The organism is Arthrobacter sp. ZGTC412, from assembly GCF_002929215.1.
Lineage (GTDB): Bacteria > Actinomycetota > Actinomycetes > Actinomycetales > Micrococcaceae > Arthrobacter.
In genome coordinates this window covers 23,630-48,725 of the sequence record NZ_PJII01000021.1, presented here as the reverse complement: position 1 = coordinate 48,725, position 25,096 = coordinate 23,630, and the positions used below count along the sequence as shown (strand labels likewise).

25 protein-coding genes and 1 pseudogene are annotated in these 25,096 nt (G+C 65.4%); 8 read left to right on the top strand and 18 right to left on the bottom strand.

Going from position 1 to position 25,096, the window contains the following annotated elements; genetic code table 11:
- Positions 1-31: 31 nt before the first annotated feature.
- Positions 32-1,069, top strand: coding sequence for a LacI family DNA-binding transcriptional regulator (locus tag CXQ88_RS18510; RefSeq protein ID WP_104045594.1), 1,038 nt, complete (start codon positions 32-34; stop codon positions 1,067-1,069).
- A gap of 5 nt (positions 1,070-1,074) precedes the next feature.
- Here CXQ88_RS18510 and CXQ88_RS18505 read toward each other — a convergent pair whose 3' ends face one another.
- Positions 1,075-2,607, bottom strand: a complete 1,533-nt coding sequence (locus tag CXQ88_RS18505) for a SulP family inorganic anion transporter (protein ID WP_104045593.1) — start codon at positions 2,605-2,607, stop codon at positions 1,075-1,077.
- Between the two features lie 325 nt (positions 2,608-2,932).
- Between CXQ88_RS18505 and mptB the strand changes: the two genes are divergently transcribed.
- Complete coding sequence (mptB, locus tag CXQ88_RS18500) at positions 2,933-4,555, top strand: polyprenol phosphomannose-dependent alpha 1,6 mannosyltransferase MptB (RefSeq protein ID WP_104045592.1); 1,623 nt, start codon at positions 2,933-2,935, stop codon at positions 4,553-4,555.
- Positions 4,556-4,567: 12 nt separating this feature from the next.
- Here mptB and CXQ88_RS18495 read toward each other — a convergent pair whose 3' ends face one another.
- On the bottom strand, positions 4,568-5,791 hold the full coding sequence (locus tag CXQ88_RS18495) for a glycosyltransferase 87 family protein (protein WP_181037601.1): 1,224 nt from the start codon (positions 5,789-5,791) through the stop codon (positions 4,568-4,570).
- Positions 5,792-5,852: 61 nt separating this feature from the next.
- Positions 5,853-7,190 (bottom strand): glycosyltransferase 87 family protein, encoded by a 1,338-nt coding sequence (locus CXQ88_RS18490; RefSeq protein WP_373637782.1) that lies wholly within the window; start codon positions 7,188-7,190, stop codon positions 5,853-5,855.
- 312 nt (positions 7,191-7,502) lie between these two features.
- On the opposite strand from CXQ88_RS18490, the gene CXQ88_RS18485 reads away from it, so the two are divergent.
- The gene (locus tag CXQ88_RS18485; protein WP_104045590.1) at positions 7,503-7,706 is read left to right on the top strand and encodes a hypothetical protein; all 204 of its coding nucleotides are present in this window, start codon (positions 7,503-7,505) and stop codon (positions 7,704-7,706) included.
- Between the two features lie 59 nt (positions 7,707-7,765).
- Here the strand turns inward: CXQ88_RS18485 and CXQ88_RS18480 are convergent, their stop codons facing one another.
- From CXQ88_RS18480 to CXQ88_RS22460, 3 genes are all read right to left on the bottom strand, one after another.
- The gene (locus tag CXQ88_RS18480) at positions 7,766-8,245 is read right to left on the bottom strand and encodes a hypothetical protein (protein WP_104045589.1); all 480 of its coding nucleotides are present in this window, start codon (positions 8,243-8,245) and stop codon (positions 7,766-7,768) included.
- 178 nt (positions 8,246-8,423) lie between these two features.
- Positions 8,424-8,876 (bottom strand): glycerate kinase, encoded by a 453-nt coding sequence (locus tag CXQ88_RS22465; RefSeq protein ID WP_258062001.1) that lies wholly within the window; start codon positions 8,874-8,876, stop codon positions 8,424-8,426.
- Between the two features lie 25 nt (positions 8,877-8,901).
- Entirely contained in the window at positions 8,902-9,093 is a 192-nt protein-coding gene (locus CXQ88_RS22460) for a glycerate kinase (RefSeq protein WP_258061999.1), read from the bottom strand.
- Between the two features lie 169 nt (positions 9,094-9,262).
- On the opposite strand from CXQ88_RS22460, the gene CXQ88_RS18470 reads away from it, so the two are divergent.
- Complete coding sequence (locus CXQ88_RS18470; protein ID WP_104045588.1) at positions 9,263-10,792, top strand: FAD-dependent monooxygenase; 1,530 nt, start codon at positions 9,263-9,265, stop codon at positions 10,790-10,792.
- Here CXQ88_RS18470 and CXQ88_RS18465 read toward each other — a convergent pair.
- The 7 genes and pseudogenes from CXQ88_RS18465 to CXQ88_RS18440 all read right to left on the bottom strand — a co-directional run bounded on the left by CXQ88_RS18465 (position 10,789) and on the right by CXQ88_RS18440 (position 14,810).
- Positions 10,789-11,514, bottom strand: a complete 726-nt coding sequence (locus CXQ88_RS18465; RefSeq protein ID WP_104045587.1) for an SDR family NAD(P)-dependent oxidoreductase — start codon at positions 11,512-11,514, stop codon at positions 10,789-10,791. The two genes, CXQ88_RS18470 and CXQ88_RS18465, sit on opposite strands and share 4 nt — an antisense overlap.
- 25 nt (positions 11,515-11,539) lie before the next feature.
- Positions 11,540-11,932 (bottom strand): VOC family protein, encoded by a 393-nt coding sequence (locus CXQ88_RS21975; RefSeq protein ID WP_181037602.1) that lies wholly within the window; start codon positions 11,930-11,932, stop codon positions 11,540-11,542.
- Positions 11,933-12,034: 102 nt separating this feature from the next.
- Positions 12,035-12,244: pseudogene (locus CXQ88_RS21970) on the bottom strand (GNAT family N-acetyltransferase); the annotation flags it as partial.
- Positions 12,245-12,335: 91 nt separating this feature from the next.
- Complete coding sequence (locus CXQ88_RS18455) at positions 12,336-13,052, bottom strand: hypothetical protein (RefSeq protein ID WP_104045585.1); 717 nt, start codon at positions 13,050-13,052, stop codon at positions 12,336-12,338.
- 23 nt (positions 13,053-13,075) lie between these two features.
- Positions 13,076-13,435, bottom strand: a complete 360-nt coding sequence (locus tag CXQ88_RS18450) for a PadR family transcriptional regulator (protein ID WP_104045584.1) — start codon at positions 13,433-13,435, stop codon at positions 13,076-13,078.
- A gap of 128 nt (positions 13,436-13,563) precedes the next feature.
- On the bottom strand, positions 13,564-14,190 hold the full coding sequence (locus CXQ88_RS18445; protein WP_146069243.1) for a hypothetical protein: 627 nt from the start codon (positions 14,188-14,190) through the stop codon (positions 13,564-13,566).
- Positions 14,191-14,246: 56 nt separating this feature from the next.
- On the bottom strand, positions 14,247-14,810 hold the full coding sequence (locus CXQ88_RS18440) for a dihydrofolate reductase family protein (RefSeq protein WP_104045582.1): 564 nt from the start codon (positions 14,808-14,810) through the stop codon (positions 14,247-14,249).
- Between the two features lie 495 nt (positions 14,811-15,305).
- Between CXQ88_RS18440 and CXQ88_RS18435 the strand changes: the two genes are divergently transcribed.
- The 3 genes from CXQ88_RS18435 to CXQ88_RS18425 all read left to right on the top strand — a co-directional run bounded on the left by CXQ88_RS18435 (position 15,306) and on the right by CXQ88_RS18425 (position 17,930).
- Positions 15,306-16,724 (top strand): vanadium-dependent haloperoxidase, encoded by a 1,419-nt coding sequence (locus CXQ88_RS18435; RefSeq protein WP_104045581.1) that lies wholly within the window; start codon positions 15,306-15,308, stop codon positions 16,722-16,724.
- Between the two features lie 160 nt (positions 16,725-16,884).
- Positions 16,885-17,403 (top strand): flavin reductase family protein, encoded by a 519-nt coding sequence (locus CXQ88_RS18430; protein WP_104045580.1) that lies wholly within the window; start codon positions 16,885-16,887, stop codon positions 17,401-17,403.
- Positions 17,400-17,930, top strand: a complete 531-nt coding sequence (locus CXQ88_RS18425) for a hypothetical protein (protein ID WP_104045579.1) — start codon at positions 17,400-17,402, stop codon at positions 17,928-17,930. Before CXQ88_RS18430 ends, CXQ88_RS18425 begins: the two co-directional genes overlap by 4 nt.
- A gap of 6 nt (positions 17,931-17,936) precedes the next feature.
- Here the strand turns inward: CXQ88_RS18425 and CXQ88_RS18420 are convergent, their stop codons facing one another.
- From CXQ88_RS18420 to CXQ88_RS18400, 5 genes are all read right to left on the bottom strand, one after another.
- Positions 17,937-18,509, bottom strand: coding sequence for an MOSC domain-containing protein (locus tag CXQ88_RS18420; protein ID WP_104045578.1), 573 nt, complete (start codon positions 18,507-18,509; stop codon positions 17,937-17,939).
- A gap of 20 nt (positions 18,510-18,529) precedes the next feature.
- On the bottom strand, positions 18,530-20,932 hold the full coding sequence (locus CXQ88_RS18415; RefSeq protein WP_104045577.1) for an ATP-binding cassette domain-containing protein: 2,403 nt from the start codon (positions 20,930-20,932) through the stop codon (positions 18,530-18,532).
- 84 nt (positions 20,933-21,016) lie between these two features.
- Positions 21,017-21,436 (bottom strand): VOC family protein, encoded by a 420-nt coding sequence (locus CXQ88_RS18410; protein WP_104045576.1) that lies wholly within the window; start codon positions 21,434-21,436, stop codon positions 21,017-21,019.
- Complete coding sequence (locus CXQ88_RS18405) at positions 21,433-21,882, bottom strand: helix-turn-helix transcriptional regulator (protein WP_104045575.1); 450 nt, start codon at positions 21,880-21,882, stop codon at positions 21,433-21,435. Before CXQ88_RS18405 ends, CXQ88_RS18410 begins: the two co-directional genes overlap by 4 nt.
- Before the next feature lie 135 nt (positions 21,883-22,017).
- Positions 22,018-23,307 (bottom strand): glycoside hydrolase family 1 protein, encoded by a 1,290-nt coding sequence (locus CXQ88_RS18400; RefSeq protein WP_104045574.1) that lies wholly within the window; start codon positions 23,305-23,307, stop codon positions 22,018-22,020.
- Between the two features lie 223 nt (positions 23,308-23,530).
- Here CXQ88_RS18400 and CXQ88_RS18395 point away from each other — a divergent pair, with 223 nt between their 5' ends.
- Positions 23,531-25,087: an ABC transporter substrate-binding protein gene (locus tag CXQ88_RS18395; RefSeq protein ID WP_104045573.1), complete on the top strand. Its 1,557-nt coding sequence runs from the start codon at positions 23,531-23,533 to the stop codon at positions 25,085-25,087.
- Positions 25,088-25,096: the final 9 nt, after the last annotated feature.

Below are 25,096 nucleotides of genomic sequence, written 5' to 3'. Positions count from 1 at the left end.
TCGAAACTTTTCGAATAGGAACGGAGTCCTCGTGCTCGAAGATCAAAGCAAGGTAACACTCGCTGTTTTGGCGCGGGAGGCTGGAGTTTCACCTGCAACGATTTCCAAGGTCATCAACGGCCGCCCGGATGTGTCCGCGCAAACCAGAAGCAAGGTCCTCGCCGTTCTCGACCGCACAGGCTACAGATCGCGCCAGCAGCAGCGCCGGGAGCTTGCCGGAACCCCGACAGTAGACGTGGTAGTGGGCGCACTCGATTCCGCGTACACTGCCGAGGTCCTCAACGGCCTGCTGGACTGCGCTGCTGACTCCGGCGTCGAGGTCTTGCTCAGTGCCACGGGCGCCAGGAGGGGCTCGTCGCTGACCCCCGAGCAGCGTGCCCAGCGGATCGTGGACCACGGCCGGTACGGAATGGTGGTGGTCACCTCCGCCTTTCGTGATGCACCCCTGGATGCTTTTCACCGCCGCGGCATTCCGGTGGTGGTGATCGATCCGCTCGACAAGCCATCGGATCAGGTGGTGAGCATCGGGTCCACCGACTGGGCAGGAGCGAAGGAGGCCACAACTCATCTGCTGGAGCTGGGCCACCGGCGTATCGCGTTCCTTGGCGGGCCGGACGCTGTGGAGTGCAACCAGGCAAGGTTGCACGGCTACCTTGCTGCGCTGAGGGCGCATGATGTTCCGGCGCAGGACAAATATGTCCTGTCCGGAATGTTTCGGTCCGACGACGGCGCCCGCCGGCTGGGGGAGCTTCTGCAGTTGGACCCGCGTCCTACGGCAATATTCGCCTCCAGCGATGCCATCGCCCTGGGAGTGATGGCAGAAGCGCTCCGGCAGCAAATCCGGATACCGGAAGACCTCAGCGTGGTGGGCTTCGACGGCATCCGCCAGGCCGAGGAGTCCGTCCCTGCCCTGACAACAGTTGCGCAGCCCCTGCGCGAGATCGGCCGTGCGGCGCTCCGAACTATCCTGCGGCAGGCGAAGGGTGAAGTTCCCGATTCCAGCCGGGTGGAACTCGCCACCCGGCTGGTGGTGCGGGAATCAACGGCACCGCCGGGCGCAGGTGCGTAAAGCCCTTAGTTGCCGGCGTTGAGCTTTCCGGCCAGCCGTTCGCGCATCTGCACGCTGGCCGAGTTCAGGCCGAGCAGTTGCACCTCCCGGCCGTGGCGGCGGTACTTCTCGGTCACGGCGTCCAGCACGGCGATGGTGGAGGCGTCCCACAGGTGCGAGGCGTGCAGGTCCACCACCACCCGGCTGATCTCCGGCTCCGCGTCCAGGGCGTACTCGAACTGCATGTAGAGATCATTGGACGAGGCGAAGAACAACTCACCGTCCACTGTGTAGGTGGCAACGTTTTCGCCGTTGACCTCGAGCACCGTCCGCTCAACCGTGACAAAGTGGGCCACCCGCCGGGCGAACATGGCCATGGCGGCCAGCACCCCGACGCCCACGCCGATGGCCAGGTTGTGCGTCGCCACCACCACACCCACCGTGATCAGCATGACTGCGGTTTCGGACTTTGGCATCCTCCGAAGAGTCCGCGGAGCGATGGAGTGCCATTCGAACGTGATGGCGGAGACGAAGATCATCACGGCCACAAGCGCGGCCATGGGGATGAGGCCCACCACGTCGCCGAGGACCACCACGAGCACCAGCAGGAAGACTCCGGCCAGGAAGGTAGACACGCGGCTGCGCGCCCCGGAGCCCTTGACGTTGATCATCGTCTGGCCGATCACTGCGCAGCCGCCCATACCGCCGAGGAAACCTGTGACGATGTTTGCAACACCCTGCCCCCACGATTCCCGCGTCTTGTTGGAGCGCGTGTCCGTGATGTCGTCCACCAGTTTTGCCGTCATCAGGGATTCGAGCAGTCCCACCAGCGCCATGGACAGCGAAAACGGCGCCAGGACCTGAAAAGTCTCCCAGGTCAGCGGGACGTTCGGAAGGAAGAAGCCGGGCAGGCTTTCCGGCAGCTGGCCCTTGTCGTTGACGGTGGGCACGTCCAGCCCTGCCAGCACGGCGACGACGGTGAGCACCACAATCGCAACCAGAGGCGAGGGCACCACCGTCGTAATCCTTGGCAGGCCCACCACGATCACCAGGCCCGCGGCGACGAGGGGGTAGACCAGCCAGGGGACGCCGATCAGCTCCGGGAGCTGGGCCATAAAGACCAGGATGGCCAGGGCGTTGACGAAGCCCACCATGACGGACCGGGGGATAAAACGCATCAGCCGGGTGACGCCGGCCGCAGCGAGGAGGATCTGGAAGACGCCGGCCAGGATGACGGCCGCAATCAGGTGGTCCAGTCCGTGGCTGCGCATCAGGGGAGCGATCACCAGCGCCACGGCTCCGGTGGCCGCTGAGATCATGGCGGGCCGGCCGCCAACGAAGGAGATGGTCACCGCCATGGTGAAGGAGGCGAACAGGCCAATCCGCGGATCCACGCCCGCAATGACCGAGAAGGCTATGGCCTCGGGAATGAGGGCCAGCGCTACCACCAGCCCGGCCAGGGCTTCCGTCTTCAGCCGCCGCGGCGAGCGCAGGGTGGCGCGCACGGACTGCAGTTGCCGGGGGGACGGTGCCTTGTTCTCGGCGGTGGAAACAACCATGGTCCGGCTCCAATCGGGGCATCGGAAGCGCGGCACCAGAGGAAAGGCGCGCCTTCGCAAGGATGTGGGTGGTCAGGAAGGAAGGCGCTTCCTTGCGCCGGAGTGAAAGAGTCGATCCGGGCACAGGCGGCTCGCCGCGGGCCGGACTCTCCAACTTTACGCGGACCCTCGGAGGAACCTGCATCCGGGCCTGTTGCCAAACTGTGGCTTGCGACGGGTCGTCATCCAGGAGCAGCGGGAAGCCCGGCTGGTAAAATGGCCGGGTTGCAGGGCGGCCTTTTTGCTGGTGCAACCAGCGCCGTAACGAAGTAGGGGACCAACAAACATGACGGCAGGCGGTGCACCCATCGGGACGTCGGAAAGCCAGTCTGGCCAACCGGCCACTGCCACGGCCGAGCCCGTCAAACGCCGCGCCTACGTGGCAACCGTCGAGGGTCTCCTCGGTTCCCTTATGATGTTCGTTGGCTCCATCGGCACCGGCTGGATCGCCAACGGCTCGCCCATGATCCGCCAGCCCGTGGTCATCGCCCTCCGCACCGAAGGCTGGGGAGTAACGGTTTCCACAGTGCTGCTGACGGTGGGTGCCATGGTGCTGATGCGATCGTGGCTGCGGCTGGGGCAGCGGCTGGCTGACTGGGGCAAATCCTCCCTTCGGTCCGTTGTCATCGCCATTTCTGCATGGTCTTTGCCGCTGCTTTTCTGCGTGCCGGTCTTTTCCCGCGACGTTTATGCCTACACCGGCCAGGGCAGGCTGGTGATGGAGGGCCAAGACCCGTATGAGGTGGGCATCTCCACGCTCAACAACTGGTTCGCGCTCGGGGCGGACCCTGCCTGGGCTGAGAACAGGACCCCGTACGGCCCGTACTTCCTATGGCTGGCGCGCGCCGTGGTCGGGCTTACTGGGGCCCAGCCCGACGTCTCGGTGCTGCTCTTCAGGCTCCTGGCCGGCGCCGGCGTCCTGCTCTGCGTCATCTACGTGCCAAAACTGGCGGAACTGCACGGCATCAACGGGGCCCGTGCGCTCTGGATCTCCGTGGCCAACCCCCTGTTCCTGATCAGCTTCATCGCCAGCGCCCACAACGACGCACTCATGGTGGGGCTCGCCGTCGCCGGCGTTTACTTCGCGGCAACGCGCCGCTACGTGCTGGGCATTCTCTTGGTCACCGCGTCCATTGGGATCAAGCCAATCACCGTGCTCCTGCTTCCGTTCATCGGCCTCATGTGGGCGGGCGCCTCGGCCACTTGGCCGCGCAAGTTCCTGATGTGGGGCGCGACGGCGGGAATCAGCCTCGCCACGCTGGCCCTCAGTGGCATCCCTTACAACCTGGGGCTGGGCTGGACCTGGGCCATCATGGACCCCACCCCGGGCTACACGGGCTATTCACCGTCGGGCTTCCTGGGCCAACAGGTGGAGTTCCTTGGCAACGTGCTGGGGCTGCCCGGCGGGACATTCGCCGATGTGCTGAGGACCGGCATGAAATATGCCGCCATCGGACTGGTCCTGCTGCTGATGTTCCGCGGTGACTACTCGAGGGTGGTGCGCCGGATGGCCCTTGCGTTCACCGCCGTCGTGATGCTCTCACCCATCATCCAGCCCTGGTACATCCTCTGGTTCGTGCCGTTCCTGGCCGTTACCGGGATCCGCGATGACTGGCAGATCAAGTCGTTTTACGTGGGCGTGACGTTCTTTGTGGTGTTCGGGGCGCAGGACCAACTCTCAGTGTGGTCCTTTGTGGAACTGCCCATCGACGCATCGTCGCTGGCGTTCGTGACGGCGCTGGCATTCACGTTCTACCTTTTATTCCTCGACGTGCATACACGGAAGCTGCTCTTCGAAGGCAGGCCCGTGGACCTGGCAAAGCGGGGCTGGAACTGGGTCCTTGCCAAGCGTGAAGCCCGTCGCATCCGGGCCGAAGAGCCCGGCCAGCAGCAGCTGGGAAGCCGCTGAGCCAGCCGCGGACTAGGCGCCGGCAGGCACCGCAGCAGGGGATTTGCGGCCCAGCTCGGCAGTCCGCTTCACCGACCACCAGAGCAGCACCACCAGGAGCACGTTACGGGTGGTGAGGATCGCCGCCATTACCGGATGGGCATGAATCAGCGGCGTGTAGAACAGGGGATAGATCACGAACGTGGTCATGGCGATCCCCATCAGCAGCGCGGCCGGGACCTTCCACCTGTTCCAGTCGTGCGTGAGTCCGGCGATAATCACCGGGGCGAGCCAGATGATGAACTGCGGGGAGCCCACCTTGTTGAACACGATGAACGCGGTGGTCATCATCAGGGCGCCTTCAAGGAAGAGCTCCTCGCGTTCGGCGCCGCGGTGCAGTGCGCGGACCAGCAGGACGGCCGCTCCTACCGCTGCCAGGATCAGCAGCGGCTGCATCAGGAATGCCGCCACACTGGCACCCGGACCGTAGACCTCGGTGGAGTTGATGGCCGTGTTGTCCGCCATCTTGGAGCCCGCGATGTTGAAGACGCTCAGCCATACCCACGGCGTGGAGAAGGTGGCTTCGAGCTGCATACCGCGCTCGCCCTGGTTGGTGAGGAAGTCCATGATGTGCGGCAGCCCGCCGGAAAGCCACGTTCCCAGGGCCACCACCGCCGTCACCGCAACGCCGGAGAGGACCACCTGAATGCGTTTCCGGCTGGCAATCACGATGGGCGCCAGCACGGCGGCCGGCCACACCTTGATCCAGGTGGCGATGCTCAGCAGGACACCCGCCACCACGGGCCGACGCGCCGCGTACAGCAGTGCGATCAGCACGACGGGGGCGGTGATGCCCTCCACCCGCGCGAAGCTGAGGTAGCCCATAAAGAGCGTGAAAATCAGCCACCACCAGGCCGGGGCGATGCCGCTGACCTTCCGTGGACCGCGGGTGAGGAAGGCAAGCCCGACGGCGTTGAGGGCTGTGATGATCAGGAACCAGACCAGCAGGTACAGGCCTGGCCCGGCGATGTTGGCGAGGAAGATCGGGATCTGGGCCAGCACGGGGTACACCCAGGGGCTGATTTTCCCGTCGAGGTCCGCCGGGTTGTAACCGTCCTGGGCCCACTGGCGGTACTGCTCTGTGTCGCTGAAGGTGTCGCCGTGCAGGAAGAAGGACGCCATCCAGCCCAGGAAGTAGAGATGCACGACGGCGAAACCCCACCACACGCTGGAAGGGCGGGCGAACCAGTCCACCACCTTCGCCGGAAGGACTTTGGTGCGGACGCTGACCAGCCGGTCGAAGAACGTCGTGGAAATCTTAGGACTCCTTCAGCGCGGGAGTGGCGGCAGGCACCTTTTTGCCCAGCGAGTAGAGGCGCCGGACGCTCCATAGGAAGAGGACCACCAGGAGGACGTTGCGGATGGTCAGCACCAGCGCCATCCAGGGGTTGTTGTGGCTGAGGGCGTCGTAGAACAGGGGGTAAATGAAGAACGTGGCCACGGCGATGACGATCAGCATGGTGGCCGGGACGCGCCATTCGCGCCAGCTGTGGGCCAGTCCGACGGCGACGGCCGGGGCCAGCCACACCATGAACTGCGGGGAGCCCACCTTGTTAAACACCACGAACGCGGTGGCGAGGGTGAGGGCGCCGGCCAGGAGCAGTTCGGTGCGGTCAACGCCGCCGCTGCGCTGGTTGCCATTGTGCAGGGCCCAGAACGTCAGGCCTGCGACCAGCAGTGCGGCCAGGATCAGGAGGGGCTGCATCAGCACGGACATCAGCGCCGTGCCGGGGCCGTCCACCTGCATGGAGTTGATGTCCGTGTTCATGTACATCCTGGAATCACCGATGTTCAGTACGGACAGCCAGAGCCACGGCGTGGTGAACGTCGCTTCGAGCTGCATGCCGCGGTCGCCCTGCTGGGTGAGGAAGTTCAGGAGCTTCGGGACACTGCCCACCGCAGCGGCCAGCGCAACCACAACGGCCGACGTCGCAATTCCGGCAAGCACCACCAGGATCCGGTTCTTCACGACGGCGAACAGGGCCAGCATGATGGCGGCCGGCCAAACCTTGACCCAGGTGCCGATGGCCAGCAGGATCGAGGCGATGAACGGGCGGCCAACGCCGTAGGCGAGGGCTACGAGAACGAGTGGGGCGGTGAGGCCGTCCACCCGCGCGAATCCGAGCCACCCCATGAGGAAGGTGAAGACGAGCCACCACCAGCCGGCGGGAATGGCCTGGTGATTGCGGCCGCGGTCGGTGAGCTTCAGCAGGGCCCACGCGTTGAGGAGGGTGGTCATCAGGACCCAGAGGAAGAAGAACGGCCCCGGCCCGGCGGCACCTGCGATGGCCATCGGGATCAGCGCGAGGATGGGGTACACCCAGGGGCTGGGGCCGCCGGTAAGGTTGGCGTCGTTGAACCCGGCCATAGCCCAGTCGCGGTAGATGAAGGTGTCGCTGAACGCCTCACCGCGGAGTGAGAGCGAAGCGGCGAAGACTAGGAAGACCAGGTGCACCACGACGAACCCGCCCAGCAGTCCACGCCCGGTGTTCAGCCGGGTTCGGGCTGTCGCGGGAAGGATGACGTTGCGGATCCGGGTGAGATTGCCGAAGATAGCGTCCGTGGAAATGGCGGGATCCTTGTCGGGTCGTGGCACACGCGTGTTGTTGCGCTGGTGGCTTGGGTTTGCCGCATGGCTGTTGCTTAGGTGCGTATGAGGCGTCGGGAAGACGGCCTCCACCCCCATCAACTCTAATTGACGGTGCCTTGGCCCCCGCAATTGCCGCGCATCGCAACAGCGTCCCCGCTTCTGACCTGCGGTTATCCTTTACTTGATTTTTCAAGTTGTTTGCGGTCCCCTCCTGCGGGACCATGGACGGCGAGGTACTAAGCTGCCTTACTTCGTCTGCGGCCTTGGGAGCGCAGGTGTTTAACCCGTCCCACCCTTCGATCCATTAAGGTTTGCCCCATGAACTTCCCACTGACCCTCACCGTCGCTGACCGCGAGAGCATGGACAGCCAGCTCGAGGCCGCTGTCACGGCCGCGAAGGCGCACGCGTTCGCCGAGAAGCGCCACGGCATCCTGGTCACCCGTCACGGCATGGATAAGTTCACGGTTGCGCTCAGCGACGCCGTTCCCTTCGGCCTGACGCGCGAACACCAGGCCTGGTAACCGAAAAGCGCCCGTCCCACCGGACGGGCGCTTTCGTTACAGCGGTGAGGCAGGTCAGGTTAGCGGTACCATCCCACCGAGCGATCGTAACTGGATACGAGGGCTCCGGTTCCTGGAGCGCCGTCCCCACCGGCCGGAAAATAGATTGCCCCAAACTCGGCGCCCTGGGCTTCGATCCGTTCCCGCGCCCAGATCTTAGCCTCCTCGATGTCCTTCTCCGGGATGCTTTCCCGTGTACTGTGGCCTGCGCTGAGATGGATGTCCAGTTGGTATTCCCCCGCCTGGGAAGTGCCGCCGTGGTGGGCCGGGTCTTGTTCATCCCGCCTGCTGACCATCACCTCGGCTGAGGCATGGAGGATAGACGGCCCCCTGACGACGCTGCCATGTTGCTGCTGTTCCATCCGCAGGCCTGAAACCACGCTCTCCACCGTGTCCTCATCGCTGACCACGTAGGCAGCTTCGTTGACGTCAGATTCCGACCCCCCGACGCTTTTCAGGTTCTGCATAAATTGCTCGGAGCTTGACTGTGTGGAGTTCATGCACCCTCCCTGAGGGCTATTCGCGGCAAGTGCCGACCCCACTCACCCTAGACCCATACGGACCATTCAAACCGGTGCTGGCGGGAAATGATTAAAGGGCGAGGACTTGCAGTAAGGCAGCACCGCCGGCCGGAGCAGCTTTGGCACCGCTCCCGCCCGGAATTTAGTGGCAGTGGGCCTACAGCAGGGTGGTGCCGATGTCCTGCCCGATCTGCTTCAACAGCGCCGCCGAGAGCTCGGGGTCCTTGGACGAGTCCCGGTCCGTGTACTCGGCCAGCGTGTAGACCCGTGTCAGCGCCATCTCGGACCAGCGCTCCCTGGGAAGCAACGAGCGGCCGGCGACGGCGATCATCGGCCGTGATCCGGAGCGACGGGCGACGGCGGCGGGCAGCTTCCCCGCAAGTGTCTGTTCGTCGATGCTTCCCTCGCCCGTAATAACGATGACGCAGCTGTCCTTGCGGGTGTTGAAATCCAGCAGGTCCAGGAAGTATTCCGCACCTGAAACCTGCCGCGCCCCGAGCAGGAAGCAAGCGTAGCCAATGCCGCCGGCGCTGCCGGCGCCTTCGTGTTCTGCCAGCGCCGCAGCGTCGACAAACCCAGATTCGGACAACTTGGAGACGAAGTACCCCAGTCCATCGTCGAGGGCGGCAACCTCATCAGCGTTCGCGCCCTTCTGCGGTCCGAACGAACACTGCCGGGGTGCCGTGCGGGCCGCGCAGGGGGTTGTGAACGTCGCTTGCCACGATGAGCTCGGTGTCACCCAGTTCCGGAAACGCTGTCCGCTCGATGGTGTGGATGTGTGCCAGGGCGCGGCCGCTGCCGGACAGCTTGAGTTTGCGGGTGTCCACGCCTGCTCCTTCTGCCGTTTGGACCTGACCGGCTAAGAACGGCAGACGGAAGAGGAGGCTGACTCACTCCTTCCATTTCCAATGTATCCCCCGGGGTGGGGCTTGCGGCAAGGCCCGGGGCCGGCCGCATAATCGCAGAGGCTCAACCGGGAGAACTGGAGCAAGAGTGATGACTGATCATGCGGTGGTAATCGTGGGCGGCGGCCCTACTGGGCTGATGCTGGCAGGAGAGTTGGCACTCGCCGGAATGGACGTTGCCATTGTGGAGCGCCGCCCCAGCCAGGACCTTGCGGGTGCACGGGCCGGCGGCCTTCATGCGCGGACCATTGAAGTCCTGGATCAGCGCGGCATCGCGGGCCGGTTCCTTGCGGAGGGGCAGGTGGCCCAGGTGGCGGGGTTCTCGGGGACCCGTCTTGATATCAGTGACTTTCCCACCCGTCATCCCTACGGGCTGGGGCTGTGGCAGAACCACATTGAACGCATCCTGGCAGGCTGGGTCGAGGAGCTGGCCGTGACCTTCTACCGCGGGCGGGAGGTGACGGCGCTCGCCCAGGACGGTGCCGGCGTCGACATCCAGCTCGCTCGCGGCGGGCAGCTGCGGGCGGAGTATGTTGTGGGGTGCGACGGCGGCCGGAGCCTCGTCCGCAAAGCGGCGGGCATCGACTTCCCCGGTTGGGATCCCACCACCAGCGCGCTGATTGCCGAAGTGGAGATGACCGGTCAACCGGAGTTCGGCGTCCACCAGAATGCGTTTGGCATCCACTCCTTCGGCCGCCGGGAGTACGAAATCCGGGACGGCCAGGTGGTTTACGCGGACAGTGGCCCGGTGGGGGTCATGGTGACTGAGGAGCACGTCGGGACCGGCAGCGAACCCACCCTCCTCGACCTGAGTGATGCGCTCATCGCCGTATGCGGGACTGACTACGGCGCCCACAGCCCCATCTGGATTTCCAGGTTCACGGACATGACGCGGCAGGCCGCTATCTACCGTTCCGCCCGCGTGCTGCTGGCCGGCGACGCCGCCCACGTCCACGCACCCGACGGCGGGCAGGGGCTGAACACGGGGGTGCAGGACGCGGTGAACCTGGGGTGGAAGCTGGGGCAGGTGGTGAACGGAACGTCGCCGGAAAGGCTTCTTGATAGCTACCACGCGGAGCGCCACCCCGTGGCCGCCCGGGTGCTGCGCAACACGATGGCGCAGTCGGCGCTCCGCCGGCCCGACCCGCGAATCAAGGCCGCGGGCGAGGTGGTTGCCGAGCTCCTCGGCATGGAAGAACCGCGCAAGCGGTTCGCCGCGATGCAGTCCGGCCTGGACATCCGATACGACCTTGGCGAGGGTCACCCACTGCTCGGACGCCGGATGCCCGACGTCGACCTTGTCACCACGGGCGGAACGGAACCGGTCTATTCGTTGCTGCACGAGGGGCACCCGGTCCTGCTGAACCTCGGGACGCCCGGTACCTTCGACTCCGTCCCCCGGGTGGAGCGGGTTCGGCTGGTGGAAGCGAGATACGACGGGTCGTGGGAGCTGCCGGTACTTGGCGAGGTCACCGCTCCCGTTGCGGTCCTGATCCGCCCGGACGGGCATGTGGCTTGGGTGGGTGACGGAACGGATTCTGGCCTCAGGGAAGCACTGGCCAAGTGGTTTGGATCCCCGGACGGAGTAGGGCAGGGGGGAAGCAGCAACCCCGAGGGCTAGGAAAGGCGCTCGCCGGTCACACGGGCGAGGAGGTCCAGGAGCTCGTTCTGGAACCGCTCGTCGTGAACGGCATGATGCGCCTTGTGCCGCTGCTGGTGGAACCAGTAGCCACCGCTTGTGAGCGCCTGCGGGTCATTGCTGGTGGCAAGCCACTCCTGGGTGAGGTGGCCGAGGCGGAGGTCATCCGGGGCGCCCGGGCCGCCCATTTTGGTGGGCACCCAGCCGGGATCGACGGCGTTGCTGAGGGCATCGGGCCACAAACGGGCGACGGCGGCTGCCAGGGCGCTGACGTGGAGTTTGCTGTCCGAGTAGGTCACCTGTGCGGTGCCCCCGTCCAAGCCGTCGAGGCGGGCGTGGCCGCCGCGGTGCATGCCGCTGCTGAGGTAGATCAACCGGCGCGGGCGGTGAATCAGTGCGGTCAGAAGGAACGGTGCCACCACGTTGACCTGAAAGATGTGCGGGCCATGGAGCACGCCTGCGTTATGGACCACCGCGTCCACAGGACCAACCCGGTTTACCTTGTCAGCCAGATCGCGGGTCTGACCGGCGTCGGACAGGTCACCCACCACGCCTTCCGCGCCGTGATCCAGCAGATCCTGCACGGCAGTCAGGCGGGCGTCACTGCGCGCGTGCACAACCACCTGGTGGCCGTCACCTAGGAGGGACTGCGCGATGGAACGTCCCAAACCGTCGGTGGAACCGGTGATGAAGATGCGTGCCACTAATCCTCCGAAGCTATTCGGGCTGTCAGTCCAAATGCGCACGCTGGACGTCAGGAGGCGTTGAGCCCTGAAGAACCCAACGGTTGCCATCGGGGTCCGCGAAGTAGGCAAACTTCACGCCGCCCATGTCCTGGACGTCGCTGATATCGGCGCCGCGGCCCACCAGCTCGTCCTGGGTAGCGTCGATGTCCGGCACCACGAGCTGCAGTCCCTCGAGGCTGCCGGGCGTCATGCTCGTCATTCCCGTACCGATGACAATTGAAGTTGCCGAACCCGGCGGCGTCAGCTGTACCACCCTCATGCCCGGGATGTGCTCCACGTCGTGGTCAAGCACGAATCCGAGCTTCTCTGTGTAAAAGGACTTCGCCCGGTCCACATCGGACACGGGTACCTGCACAACCTCGAGGCGCATCTCCATTCGCCCACAGTACACTTCGACGTCCCTGGCGAGGCTGGAAAGGCGGGGTTTCAGGTGCGGCAGTTCAAGGGTGAAAACCGCCAGCGGGACCCACTCAGCGGCTATATAGGCCCCTTCCTCGAGGAGCGCCGCGCCGAGGCCTTGCTTGCGGGCTGCCGGAGGAACAGCGAGCAGCCGCAACTCCGCTTCACCCTCCCGGGCCTGTCGGGCGTCAGGGGCACTGAGCGGGAAGATGCTGGCCGTCCCAAGGAGCCCGCCGTCGGTCCCCGCGGCAACCAGCACGCCCTGTTCGTCGCGGCCCTGGGAGTCCAGAAGCGGTGTTTCCCACGGTTGCGCTGTGTGTTGATGCAGGTCGAATTCTTACGCATCGGCCGGGGCCGACCACGCTTGCATCCCGCTGATCTCAGCGGAAGGCCAACGCCAGGCCGAGCATGGCCAGGGCAAGGATGGGAAACAGCCAGTTAGTCACTTGAACCATTGCCCTCGCGCCAGCTCCGGTGCTTTCCGTTGGCCCGGAGAGCGGACTGGTGATGTCGTCGTCGTCCTCGGAGTGGAATGACCTGACAGTGTTCCTGAGTGAAAGAACAACCATGACGAGCGCGCCGCCGATGAGCCAGGGCAACGGGTCAAGCGCGAGCCATGCTTCGGCCCGGTTTGTGGGGGTTGCAAAGGCTGAGAAGAGGCCTGACAGCATGCAGATCGCCGTGATCCCTACACAGACCCAGATTCGCCGGATAACGGCGTCGAGGTAGAACGGCAGGAAGGCTATCAGGACGACTGGGGTGGCGAGGAGGATCAGCTGTGCAGGTGAAACCAGCAGCAGTTCCTGCCGCGTCCAGGACACCACGGCCTGATTGAAGAGCAGGAACGCCAGGAGCCCGAGCAGGGCCGGCCAGAGTGCTTTTCGAACCCACTCGTGTTTCGGCGCGGACGGGAGTTCAAGGGCGGCAGCGTAGTCCCGGGCTGACCCGAACGCTTCCTCAGCCTGTTGGCCGGTATCGTTGAGGAGCTCCTTGGCGCTTGCAATGGTGTCGCCGATGGCACTCCCGTGCACTTGGCGGAGGCGAAGCTCCATAACGAGCTGGTCGAACCATTGCTTATCGCTGGTCTGCTGCATCATGCGGAGATCTCCTTCGTGAGGCGCTAGGGGTTGAGGTAATCGGTGCTGATGGTGGCGAAACGGCGCCAGTCGGCGCTCAGGCGGGTGAGTTCGGCGCGCCCCTGATCGGTCAGAGCGAAGTATTTGCGGCCGGGACCACCGGCGCCGGCCCGCCATTCCGTGGTTACGAGGCCGGCGGTCTCATAGCGGGTGAGGAGCGGGTAAAGCGTTCCGCCCTTGATGGTGCCGAACCCATGGCGCTCGAGTTCGCTGATGATCGCGTATCCGTACGAGGGGCCGGCCGACAAAGCGCGGAGGGCAAGAAAGCCCAGCGTGGCGCGGAGCCAATCACTCGGCCAGTCCTCGCTTCCTGTGGTCTGCGGACCAGAGTTCGATACATCCACGACTAGATTGTCTCCCTAAGTAGTTAGCCTGTAAAGGCGCGCCACTTTCAGGGGCCGTGGGGACACAGCTCAGCGCCCGCCAGCTCAGGCCTTCCCTGTCCGTATGAGGGGTCGTCGTCGCTTCCTGCTCAGATGACCCCGCCTCCGGGGCAGGGCATCACATCAAACGCCCGGCCATCACGGTGAGCCCGCAGGTGGCGCCCGTCATCTTCCACCACTTCCCAGCCCGCCGCTGGCAGCGCGGCACGATAGTGCTCCAACACATCGACGTCGCCTGAGAGCACAAACCCGCGGGTACAGCCGCCGACACCACTCATGCCGCCACCGCTGAAATTGCCGATGTGACTAATGGAATCGAATGCCTGCTGGGACTCACGATCTGCGCTGGCCATGGGCTCATCCGTGCCTTCGGTCACGCATTGCGGAGTCGAATTGAACTGCACCTGAAGCCGCTGCCCCGGGGCCGAGGGGGTGACAGCGAACATCCCGATAAGCATGAGGACCGGGATGGCCACCGCCGTCAGCCGCATCCACCGTCGTGTCGAGATCATGAAGCCGATGATGGCAACCACCGCGACCAGACCGAGCCCCAAGCCGGAGGGTCCGGCCGTGAGCCCCCAAGTGAGCCCCTCGAACGCGGTTCCGCTCACATCGCCGTAAATTCTCATGAATTCGTAGTGGACCATCACAGCCAGCAGCGCCAGTCCTGCCCCAATGGCGAGCAGCACCGTGGCAGAGACGGCTCGGCCGGTCACGGGCATGGCTCATAATATTTGGCTGGCCTTAGGCCGCGCGGATCCGGGTCGGGCACTCAGCGCCGGGTCTCGTACCTGGTCAGGACCACACCGTCGGGAAACGTCCTGGTCTCCACCAGGTTCAGGTTCACCCAGTTGTCCAGGGCCGTGAAGAACGGCGTGCCACCGCCCACCAGGACCGGATGGGTGACGATCACGTATTCGTCGATCAGCCCGGCCCGCATGGGCGCAGCGGCGAGTGTGGCACCGCCGATGTCCATGGAGCCGCCGTCGTCGGCCTTGAGCCGGGTGATCTCGGTGACCGCGTCGCCGGTGACCAGTCGGGTGTTCCAGTCGACCGTGCCGGTCGTCGAGGAGAACACCACTTTCGGCATGTCCCGCCAGCGGCGGGCGAACTCGATCTGCGCCGGTGTGGCGCCAGGCTGCTGGTCGGCGGTCGGCCAGTGGGAGCTCATCGTCTCCCAGAGTTTGCGCCCATACAGCGCCAGGCCCGTCGCCCCCACCCGGTCGGACCACCATTGGAACAACTCGTCGCTCGGTATGCTCCAGCCGAGGTCACCACCAGGCGCGGCGATGTAGCCGTCCACGCTCAGGTTCATGGCAAATGTCAGGGTGCGCATGGCGTCAGTCTCCCTTGAGCCGGCATTCGTTGTACAGGCCCCTCTCGTCGTTCAGCGCGAGTCAGCGACAGAGTAACCAGGCCGAATACGACGCGCGATTCGCCGACGGTCGCGAGGAAAACGGCGTCGACTTGAACACCATTCTCCAGGGAGCCCGCTTCCCCGCCGACTACTGGTCCACGCTAAAAGGGGCAAACGATGCGTGCCCAAAGAAGGCACCGGAACGTGAGTGGACTACCCCTACGGCCGACCGCTCTAGCCGTCTAAAGTACCCGCGGGAAGCCTGTGACCCAGCCTGGCACGCGACCTCCCAGGCTGCCGGCTCGGTTCCACTGGACAACGCGCTGGCAGAGGATCACCCTTGGGTTAACCGCACCGACTGCGCATCGCGCTGACTTCGGGCGGTCGCGTGCCGCCGGTGTCGGGCACCCATGAGATGTCGAATCCGTCGGGTTCGCTTGAACATGGCTCCGTGACGACTGAAGGACCGACGAGATGACGAACAGCAACGCTTATGACAATCGCAGGCGACCATCGCGGACTTCGAGGAACGGTACGCGCCGACGGTGGGCGCTCTGCTTGATCCCGGCACTGACCGCCGCACTCGTTTTACCGGGAGTGTCGAGCGCCGGCGCCTCGAACGCTCGGAACGCGGCGCCGGCGAACACGGACGTCCTCATCGAGTGGAGCACCATCGCCCAGGACCACGTCATTCCACTGCGTCCCACGGCCCACGGCCAGCTCCGCGGCATGGCGATGGTTCAAGGCGCGGTGTACGACGCAGTGAACGCCATCGACCGCGGGTACCAGCCGTATCTGCTCGACGGCGACTCGGTCGGCATCGGGCCGGAGGCATCGCTTGATGCGGCGATCTCGACCGCCGCACACCACGTGCTCGTCACTCTGGTCCCGTCGGACAAAGTAGCTGGCCTCGACGCTGCGTACGAAGCAACGCTCGCGGGCGTCACCGACGGCCCGAACAAGGACGAAGGCATCGCCTCCGGTGAGGCCGCCGCGGCGGCGATGATCCTCGCGCGCACTGATGACGGGTTCATGGCCCCGTTCGAGTTCGACATCGGACCCAATCCTGGCGATTGGCGGCCCGTCGCGCCCGGTGCGCTCGATCCGGACGCCTGGGTGGCCAATCTCCAACCGTTCATCATCGAGAGTCCCGACCAATTCCGCTCGGAGGGTCCCAACCCGCTGAGGAGTGCCGAGTACACAGCGGAATTCAACGAGGTCAAGGAGATCGGTGCGCTCGTGAGTACCACTCGAACCCAAGACCAGACCACTGCTGCCATCTTCTGGCAAGCCGCGCCGGTGGCACTCTGGAACGGCGTGTTCCGCAGCCTCGCCGTGGCGCACGGACTCAGCCTGGCCAACGCGGCTCGGCTCTTCGCGATGACCAACCTCGCCGCCGCTGATGGCGCGGTCGCGTGCTGGAACGACAAGTACCACTGGAACTTCTGGCGTCCGATGGCGGCGATCCGCGAAGCCGACACCGACGACAATCCGGAGACGGAAGCCGACCCGACATGGAAACCGCTCTTCGACCCATCGACAGCGACCGTCCCGCCGCTCGGCACACCGCCGTTCCCGGACCACCCGGCCGGTCACGGCTGCGTCAGCGGCGCCACTCTCTATGCGGCGCAGGAGTTCTTCGGCACGGACGAGGTCGCCTTCGACGTGAACTCCGGTCGCTTCCCGGGCGATCCACGGCACTTCGACGGATTCTCAGCGGCGATACAGGAGATCGTTGATGCCCGCGTCTGGGGCGGCATCCACTTCCGCACCGCCACCGTACAGGGCGCAGAGATCGGCAACAAGGTGGCGTTGTGGCTCAGCGGTCACTACTTCCAGCCCGCGCCATGTCAGTCGACGGCTCCTGCGACTGACCCGACACCTCTACGTTGATCAAGGGCCTGACCAAAACCGCTGGTCAAGCACCCTTTTCGTTACTCCGTGCTTCGGGCTGTGACCCCATATTGCCTAGGGCGCCAGTGCGTTTCACCACCGATTGAACAGCACGCTTACGGGTGGTTGGTTTGAAGCACTGGTCTCGAAAGGAAAGAACATGACGGAACATTTTGATCTCACCCCGCAGCGCCTGCGCCACGTCCTGGGCCACTTTGCCTCCGGGCTGACGGTCATCACCGCCGTCACCGACAACGGTCCCGCCGGCTTCACCTGCCAATCCTTTTCTTCCCTTTCCCTGGACCCGGCGCTGGTCACGTTCAGCCCGGCCCGCAGCTCCAGCACGTGGCCGCTGCTGCGCCAGGCCGGCCGGTTCACGGTGAACATCCTTCCCGGCGAGCACCAGCACCTGGCAGGCCAGTTCGCCCGTTCCGGCACGGACAAGTTCGCCGGCGTCGACTACTCCGCTTCACCACTGGGCAACCCCGTTTTGGACCAGGCGCTCGCCTGGGTGGACTGCGAGCTGCATGAAGAATACGACGGCGGCGACCACACCATCGTGGTGGGTGCTGTCCGGGCCCTGGGGGCGCGGGACGGCGCCGAGCCGCTGATCTTCTTCAAGGGCAGCTATTTCGAAGGGGTAGAGTCCCGCATCAGTCGGCTGGAGAGCGTCGCATGACACCGGCCAAGTCCGGCACGCGCAGGCGAATCCTGCGCGGACCCAGGCTGAGGGCGTTCGCATGCGCCCGGCAGGAGGCTGACGGCGTGATCGGCACACTCACCCGCAGAATCCAGGCGACCTGTGGGGACGAGCTTTCCCTGCTCCGCCGCCAGATGTACTCGCTCGCGTGGCAGGACATCCGGGAGGGCGGGGTAGAGGGCGCCGCCACCGCCATGGCCCGCAAACCTTCCTGCGTCAACCACTGGGTCAGCGTTGACGTGGTCTGTTTCGCCCAGCCTGCTTCAATCGGGGAGATGCCGTTCATGATTTCAGTGGCCATGCACGGGCACCCGGACCGCCGGTCCGGGGAGGTGTACTGGGAGGAGGCGGATGCCTGGGCGCAGGCCGTCGCCGGCCACGAATGGTTCAGGGTTGAACCGCGCGGCGGTCTGGAAACCCTAAACGGTAGGGTTTTCCACTACGCGCTGACCGAGAAGGCGCCTGCAGCTCAAATCATTCCGGTGCAGATGGCCGACAACCCATAATTCGAACTATGGCAGCCGGCTCGGCCGCAGCAACGACGGCACCCCAGCCTGCCTGGGATCCAGCGGAACCGGGCTGACCAGAACGGCCGGGCCGCGGTGCAGGATCCCGCTGGAGAGTGCCCGGCAGCGGATGCCGCCCCGGCCACGCATCGCGGCATGGCCGCCGGGCGCGAGCACCTCATTCATCCACCCACAGGGGTGTGCTGGGCGCCCGCCGTGGAACTGAACCGCAGAGCCGCCGGCTTCCAGCACAAAATCCTGGCCAAGCAGCGGCGCCAGGTGCGCGCCCCGCAGAATGACGTTCCGCCGCGTGGCCAGGGGATCAAAGGGCGCGGCACCGAGTTCCGTAGCCATCGCCTCCAAGGCCTCGACGGCGAACAGGGTCACCGCCGCGTCCATGTGCGCCGCTTTCCCGAAGAAGCGGTCGCCCACAATGCCCTTGCCAGCCACCACCTCGGCGGCCTCGGCGTCCACAGTGGGCACGTCTGCCGCGCCTTCGCGGGCCCTGCCGAAGTACGCATGCGCCGGCGACACGAGCAGGTGCAGGATCTCGACGTCGTACCTATAGGTCGCCGTCATGCCGCCCGCGGGTTTCAGGCTCAACTACCAACATAGGCAGCAAGGTGCTTGCCGGTGAGCGTCGAAGCGTCAGCCACAAGATCAGTGGGCGCGCCCTCGAAAACGATCCGCCCGCCGTCGTGGCCTGCTCCCGGACCCAGGTCGATGATCCAGTCAGCGTGCGCCATCACTGCCTGGTGGTGCTCGATGACAATCACCGACTTTCCGGACTCAACCAGCCGGTCCAGCAGGCCCAACAGGTTCTCCACGTCGGCGAGGTGCAGGCCGGTGGTCGGTTCGTCAAGGACGTAAACGTCGCCCTTCTCGGCCATCTGCGTGGCGAGCTTGAGCCGCTGGCGCTCGCCGCCGGAGAGCGTGGTGAGCGGCTGGCCGAGGCTGAGGTAGCCCAGGCCCACGTCCTCCAGCCGGTCGAGGACAGTCCGCGCGGCTGGTGTCTTGGCCTCGCCCTCGGCGAAGAACGCGGCGGCCTCCGTTACGGACATCGCCAGCACCTCCGCGATGTTCTTGCCCCCGAGCGTGTACTCCAGCACCGACGCCTGGAAGCGGCGGCCCTCACAGTCCTCACACGGGGACTCAACCGTGGCCATCACGCCCAGCTCCGTGAAGATCACGCCGGCGCCGTTGCAGGTGGGGCAGGCGCCCTCGGAGTTTGAGCTGAACAGCGCCGGCTTCACCCCGTTGGCCTTAGCGAACGCCTTGCGGATGGGCTCCAGCATGCCGGTGTAGGTGGCCGGGTTGCTGCGCCGGGAACCCTTGATGGCGCCCTGGTCAATCACCACCACGCCCTCTCGCTTGGCCACCGAGCCGTGAATCAGCGAACTCTTGCCCGAGCCGGCCACGCCGGTAACCACCGTGAGGACACCCAGGGGGATGTCGACGTCGACACCCTGCAGGTTGTGCGTCGAAGCCCCCCGCACCTCCAGCGCCCCGGACGCCTTCCGGACGGCGTCCTTCAGCGACGCGCGGTCGCCGAGATGGCGGCCGGTGATGGTGTCGCTCTTCCTGAGGCCCTCGACGGTGCCTTCAAAACAGACCGTGCCACCCGCGCTGCCGGCGCCCGGCCCGAGGTCAACGATGTGGTCGGCGATGGCGATGGTTTCCGGCTTGTGCTCCACCACCAGCACGGTGTTGCCCTTGTCCCGCAGCTGCAGCAGGAGCTGGTTCATCCGCTCGATGTCGTGCGGGTGCAGCCCGATGGTGGGCTCATCAAAGACATATGTGACGTCGGTGAGTGAGGAGCCGAGGTGCCGGATCATTTTGGTGCGCTGTGCCTCGCCGCCGGAGAGCGTGCCGGCGGGGCGGTCCAGGCTGAGGTAGCCGAGGCCGATGTCGGAAAACGAGTCGAGCAGGTGCTGGAGCCCCCTGAGCAGGGGAGCCACCGAGGGGTCCTTGAGGCCGCGGACCCATTTGGCGAGGTCGCTGATCTGCATCTGGCACAGCTCGGCGATGTTCTTTCCGTTGATCTTCGAGGACAGGGCCTGCTGGGTCAGCCGGGTACCCTCGCACTCGGGACAGGTCTGGAAGGTCACCGCCCGCTCCACGAACCGGCGCACATGCGGCTGCATCGCCTCGGGGTCCTTGGACAGCATCGACTTCTGGATCTTCGGGATGATGCCCTCGAAGGTCAGGTTCACGCCCTCCACCTTGATCTTGGTGGGCTCCGCGAACAGCATCGTGTCCAGCTGCTTCGTCGTGAACTTCGAAATGGGCTTGTCCATCGGCAGGCCCATGCCCTCGAACAGCCGCCCGTACCAGCCGTCCATTGAGTAGCCCGGGACAATCAGCGCGCCCTCACTGAGGGACTTGCCGTCGTCGTAAAGGGCCGTGCGGTCGATGTCGCTGACGGCGCCCATCCCTTCGCACCGCGGGCACATGCCGCCCAGGTAAACGGCCTGCTGGACCACGGCCTTCTCCACCCGGCCGCCCTTCTCCGTTGACATCACGCCGCTCGCCTTGCGGGTGGGAACGTTGAAGGAGTACGCCGTGGGCGGGCCGACATAGGGAGAGCCGAGCCGGCTGAAGAGGATGCGCAGCATCGCATTCGCGTCAGTTGCGGTGCCCACAGTCGACCGCGGGTTCGCGCCCATGCGCTCCTGGTCCACGATGATCGCCGTCGTCAGGCCCTCGAGGAAGTCCACCTCGGGGCGGGCCAGCGAGGGCATAAATCCCTGCACGAACGCGCTGTAGGTCTCATTGATCATGCGCTGCGACTCTGCAGCTATGGTTGCGAACACCAGGGAGCTCTTACCCGAGCCGGACACACCCGTGAACACCGTCAGACGGCGCTTGGGCAGCTCGACGCTGACGTCCTTGAGGTTGTTTTCCCGCGCGCCCTGCACACGGATGAGGTCGTGGGTGTCGGCAGCGTGCAGCCCGTTGGTCCGCGGATCGGTGCTCGTCTCGGTACTGGTGTCCGTGCTCATCGGGTCTCCATCTGTTGGGCTGGTGCTTGGGGGAGGCCGCGCTGGCAGCCTCCCCCGGGCGTCGCTGGTTTCAATCCTCCCAGCTCAGGGCTGCTGGTTGATGCGGACGGTGTTGCCTGCCGGGTCCCGGAAGGCGCAGTCGCGAATCCCGTAGGGCTGGTCAACCGGTTCCTGGACGACGTCGGCCCCGCTCGCCTCCACTTTGGCGAACGCCGCGTCCACGTCCGGGGCGGACAGGATGACGGTGGCGTACGTGCCCTTGGCCATCATCTCGGCGATGGTGCGGCGTTCGTCGTCGGTGATGCCGGGGTCCACGGCGGGCGGGTACAGGACGATCGAGACGTCCGGCTGCCCGGCGGGGCCCACGGTGATCCACCGCATGGTGCCGCGGCCAACATCGTTGCGGATTTCGAAGCCGAGGGCGTCGCGGTAGAACGCCAGGGAAGCGTCCGGATCGGTGTGCGGAAGGAAACTGGAGCTGATGTTGATGTTCATGGCAGTCATGCTAGTTGCGGCTCCGGAGCGGGCGCTTCTCGATTCCTGACCGGTCTGGTGACCTGTTTCGCCACGCACGCGGGGATGCCCGCCGTCGAGCTTTCCGCTTCCTGTTTGTAGACGCTCGGCGGCATGCCCACCAGCTCAGTGAAGCGGGTACTGAAGGTGCCCAGGGAGGAGCAGCCGACGGCGAAGCACACCTCTGTGACGGAAAGGTCACCCCGGCGAAGCAGCGCCATGGCTCGCTCAATGCGCCGCGTCATCAGGTAGCTGTAGGGCGATTCCTGGTAGGCGAGCTTGAACCTGCGGCTCAGGTGGCCGGCGGACATGTGGACCCCACGGGCCAGCGATTCAACGTCCAGCGGTTGCGCATACTCCCGGTCGATCCGGTCCTTGACGCGCCGGAGCTCACGAAGCTCACGCAGGCGGACATCGGAGACGGGGGTGGTGGTCACAACTCAGATCGTGCTACGCCGCGGGGGAGTTGTCCAGAGCTTCGGGCAGCCGGATCCCGCGGTAAGAAGAGGACTGCCCCTTGCAAAGTGGTGAGGCGGACGGGCGCCGCCTCACCACTGAATGCGCGAATCCGGTCAGGCCGCCGGCTGAGGTGCCTTGCTGGCCTCGGCGTTGTCTGCCTTCGCCGCGTGCACCTGCGCCTGCCGGCCCAGCCAGCGGGCGCTTTCCTTCGGCGTCCGTTCCTGGGTTTCCCGGTCCACGGCGATGAGCCCGAACTTCGGCCCATAGCCAAACACCCACTCGTAGTTGTCGAATGCCGTCCACGCGATGTAGCCGCGGACGTCCACGCCGTCCGCCAGGCACGAGGCAACGCCGTCCACGGCGACCCTAAGGTAGTCCACCCGCTGGGAATCATCTTCAGTGGCCAAACCGTTTTCCGTGACGATTACGGGAATGCCGGCAATACGGTGGGCTTCCCGGATCGTGGCCTCGAGGGCCTGCGGGTAGATCTCCTCGCCCATCTGGTTGGTGTCCACGCCCTTCGGGACGGGCACGTGGCCGTTCGGGCCATAGACGGTGCGGCCATAGGTCTGGATGCCCACGAAGTCGTCACCACGGGAGGCCTCGAGGAAACGTTCGTTCACGTCGCGTCGCACCTGGTCAGCAAGCCCCTCGCCGCCGGGGATCGACTGGATGTCCGAGTTGGCGAGCGTCCATCCCACCAGCAGTTCGGGCCGGCGGGCTTTGATTGCGGTGGTGGCAGCCCGGTGTGCTGCCAGCTTCACGTCGAACGCGGCCTCGGTGGAGCAGAACTGGAACGGGGCCACGGTGCTGGCGTCGACGCCCAGGCGTTCCGCTGCTGCTGCCCAGACAGGCACGGAGCCGCGGTTTTCCGGTGCCACGCCGCCGATGCCAAAGGATTCCAGCAGCCACGGCAGGTTGGGTTCGTTCAGAGTGCAGGCGACGCCGATGAGGTCGCCCATGTGTTCCATCACCCGGTCGCAGTAGCGGGCAAAGAGTTCCGCAGTGCGGGCTCCTTCCCAGCCGCCGAGGGCCAGGAGCCAGCGCGGGGACGCGAAGTGGTGGAACGTAACCACGGGGGTGATGCCGTGGTCGTGGCAGGCCTCCAGCATGCGGCGGTAGTGGCCCAGTTCGGCGGTTGAGAAAAGTCCTTCTTCCGGCTCGATGCGCGCCCACTCGAGGGAGAACCGGTAGGTGGTGAACCCGAGGCTTGCGATCAGGGCGATGTCCTCGCGGTACCGGTGGTAGTGGTCCACGGCGTCACCTGACGGCTCGGAGAACATGCTGCCGGGCAGGTGCTCAAGGAACCAGGTATCGCTGTTGACGTTGTTCCCCTCCACCTGGTGGCCTGCGCTCGCGACGCCCCAGAGGAAGTCCTGCGGGAATGTTGTAGGGACGGTCATGTAGTTCCTTTCAGTCCAGCGCCAAAGTACGGCGCCCGGGGCCTCTCTGCCCTGGCTTTCAATCCTGTCCCGGCGCGTGACCGGGGCCACAATACTTTTTCAATCAATGACATTCTCATGTGAGCCCCCAACGCCAGCATCTGATGCTTGGAGGGAGCCGGCCAGCTGCCAGCCCCACAACACTTCTCCTCCGTTGTCACATCAGAATGCAAAGGCGCACTACATGAAACTTCTGAACGCCACCGCCCGTGCGAGCTCCGCCGTCCTGGCTGGAGCGCTCCTGCTGGGATCGCTGACCGCCTGTGGCGGCGGCTCCAGCCAGGCCACCGCCAAAGCGGACACCAGCTCCCTGACCCTCGCGATCGACAGCGATTCCGCATCGTTCGGCTTTGACCCGCTGCGCGTCTCAGCTGCCCAGCGGCAGTTCTTCGAGGGCCTCTACGAGAGCCTGATGACGCTTCAGCCGGACGGCTCGGCAGGTCCGGGCCTGGCCAAGGAGTTCAGCTACAACGCAGACAACACGGTCCTGACTCTGACGCTCAAGGACGACGTGACCTTCACGGATGGGTCCAAGCTCGACGCAGAACTGGTCAAGGCAAACCTCGACCGCCGGTCCGATCCCGCGCTGAGCGCTTACTCGGCCGTGGCTAAGGGCGGCGCGCAGGAAATCGCCTCAGTGGACGTAGTCAGCCCCACCCAGGTGGCCCTGACCTTCACCAAGCCGCAGCCCGGCTTCGAGAAGAACCTGGCCTCCACCACCGGCATGATCGTGGGCAAGAACGGCGTCACCGACACCGCTACCCTCGCAGCCACCCCGGACGGGTCCGGCCCCTACACCCTGGATCCCAGCACAGTAAAGGGCAACAAGTACGTCCTGGTGAAGAACAGCAAGAGCCCGGAAGCCGCGAAATACTCGTTCGACAAGGTCATCTTCAGCGTGGTTCAGGACCCGCAGGCCCGCGCGAACGCCGTGGTTTCCGGCCAGGCGGACGTAGCCATGCTGACCTCCAACACCGTGGACTTCGTCAAGTCCAAGGGCGTTGGTGTGTCCCAGATCGGCGGCACCGTCAACACCATGATCTCTTTCGACAAGATCGGCAAGACCGCCCCGGCGTTCGCCGAGGAGAAGGTCCGGCAGGCCATCCAGTATGCGATCAACCGCCAGGCCCTGGTGGACGCGCTGCACAAGGGTGACATCCCCGCCTGGAACGTCTTGCCCAAGGACTCCGCAGGCTTCACCAAGGACATCGAAACCAAGTTCGCCTACAACCCGGACAAGGCCAAGAGCCTGCGGGCCGAAGCCGGCTACCCGAACGGCTTTGAGTTCACCATCATCGCCAGCGCCCAGACCCAGACGGACCTGCAGGCAGTTCAAAAGGACCTCGCCGCCGTCGGAATCACCATGAACGTGAAGATGTCCTCCTCCACTGACGAAGCCTTCGCCGCCGTCGCCACCACGCCGCTCGGCTACGCGCCCCTGAACTGGGACAACCCCGTGGGCGTGATGTACGGAGCTGTCCTCAGTGGCTTCACCAACGTGCAGAAGGCCACCGATGAGCAGCTCAGCGCAGCCACCGGCGAGCTGGCTGCCGCCAAGGACGACGCCGCGGTCAAGGCAGCAGCCACCAAGTTGAACACCCGCCTGGTGGAGTCCGGTTGGATGATCCCGCTGTACGAGGCGCTCACCAACCAGGGCTACAACACCAAGAAGGTGGCGCCGGTGGAGTTCGCCGGCACCAACGCCTACCCGCTCCTCTCGTCCTACAAGCCGGCCAGCTAATACCCGCAC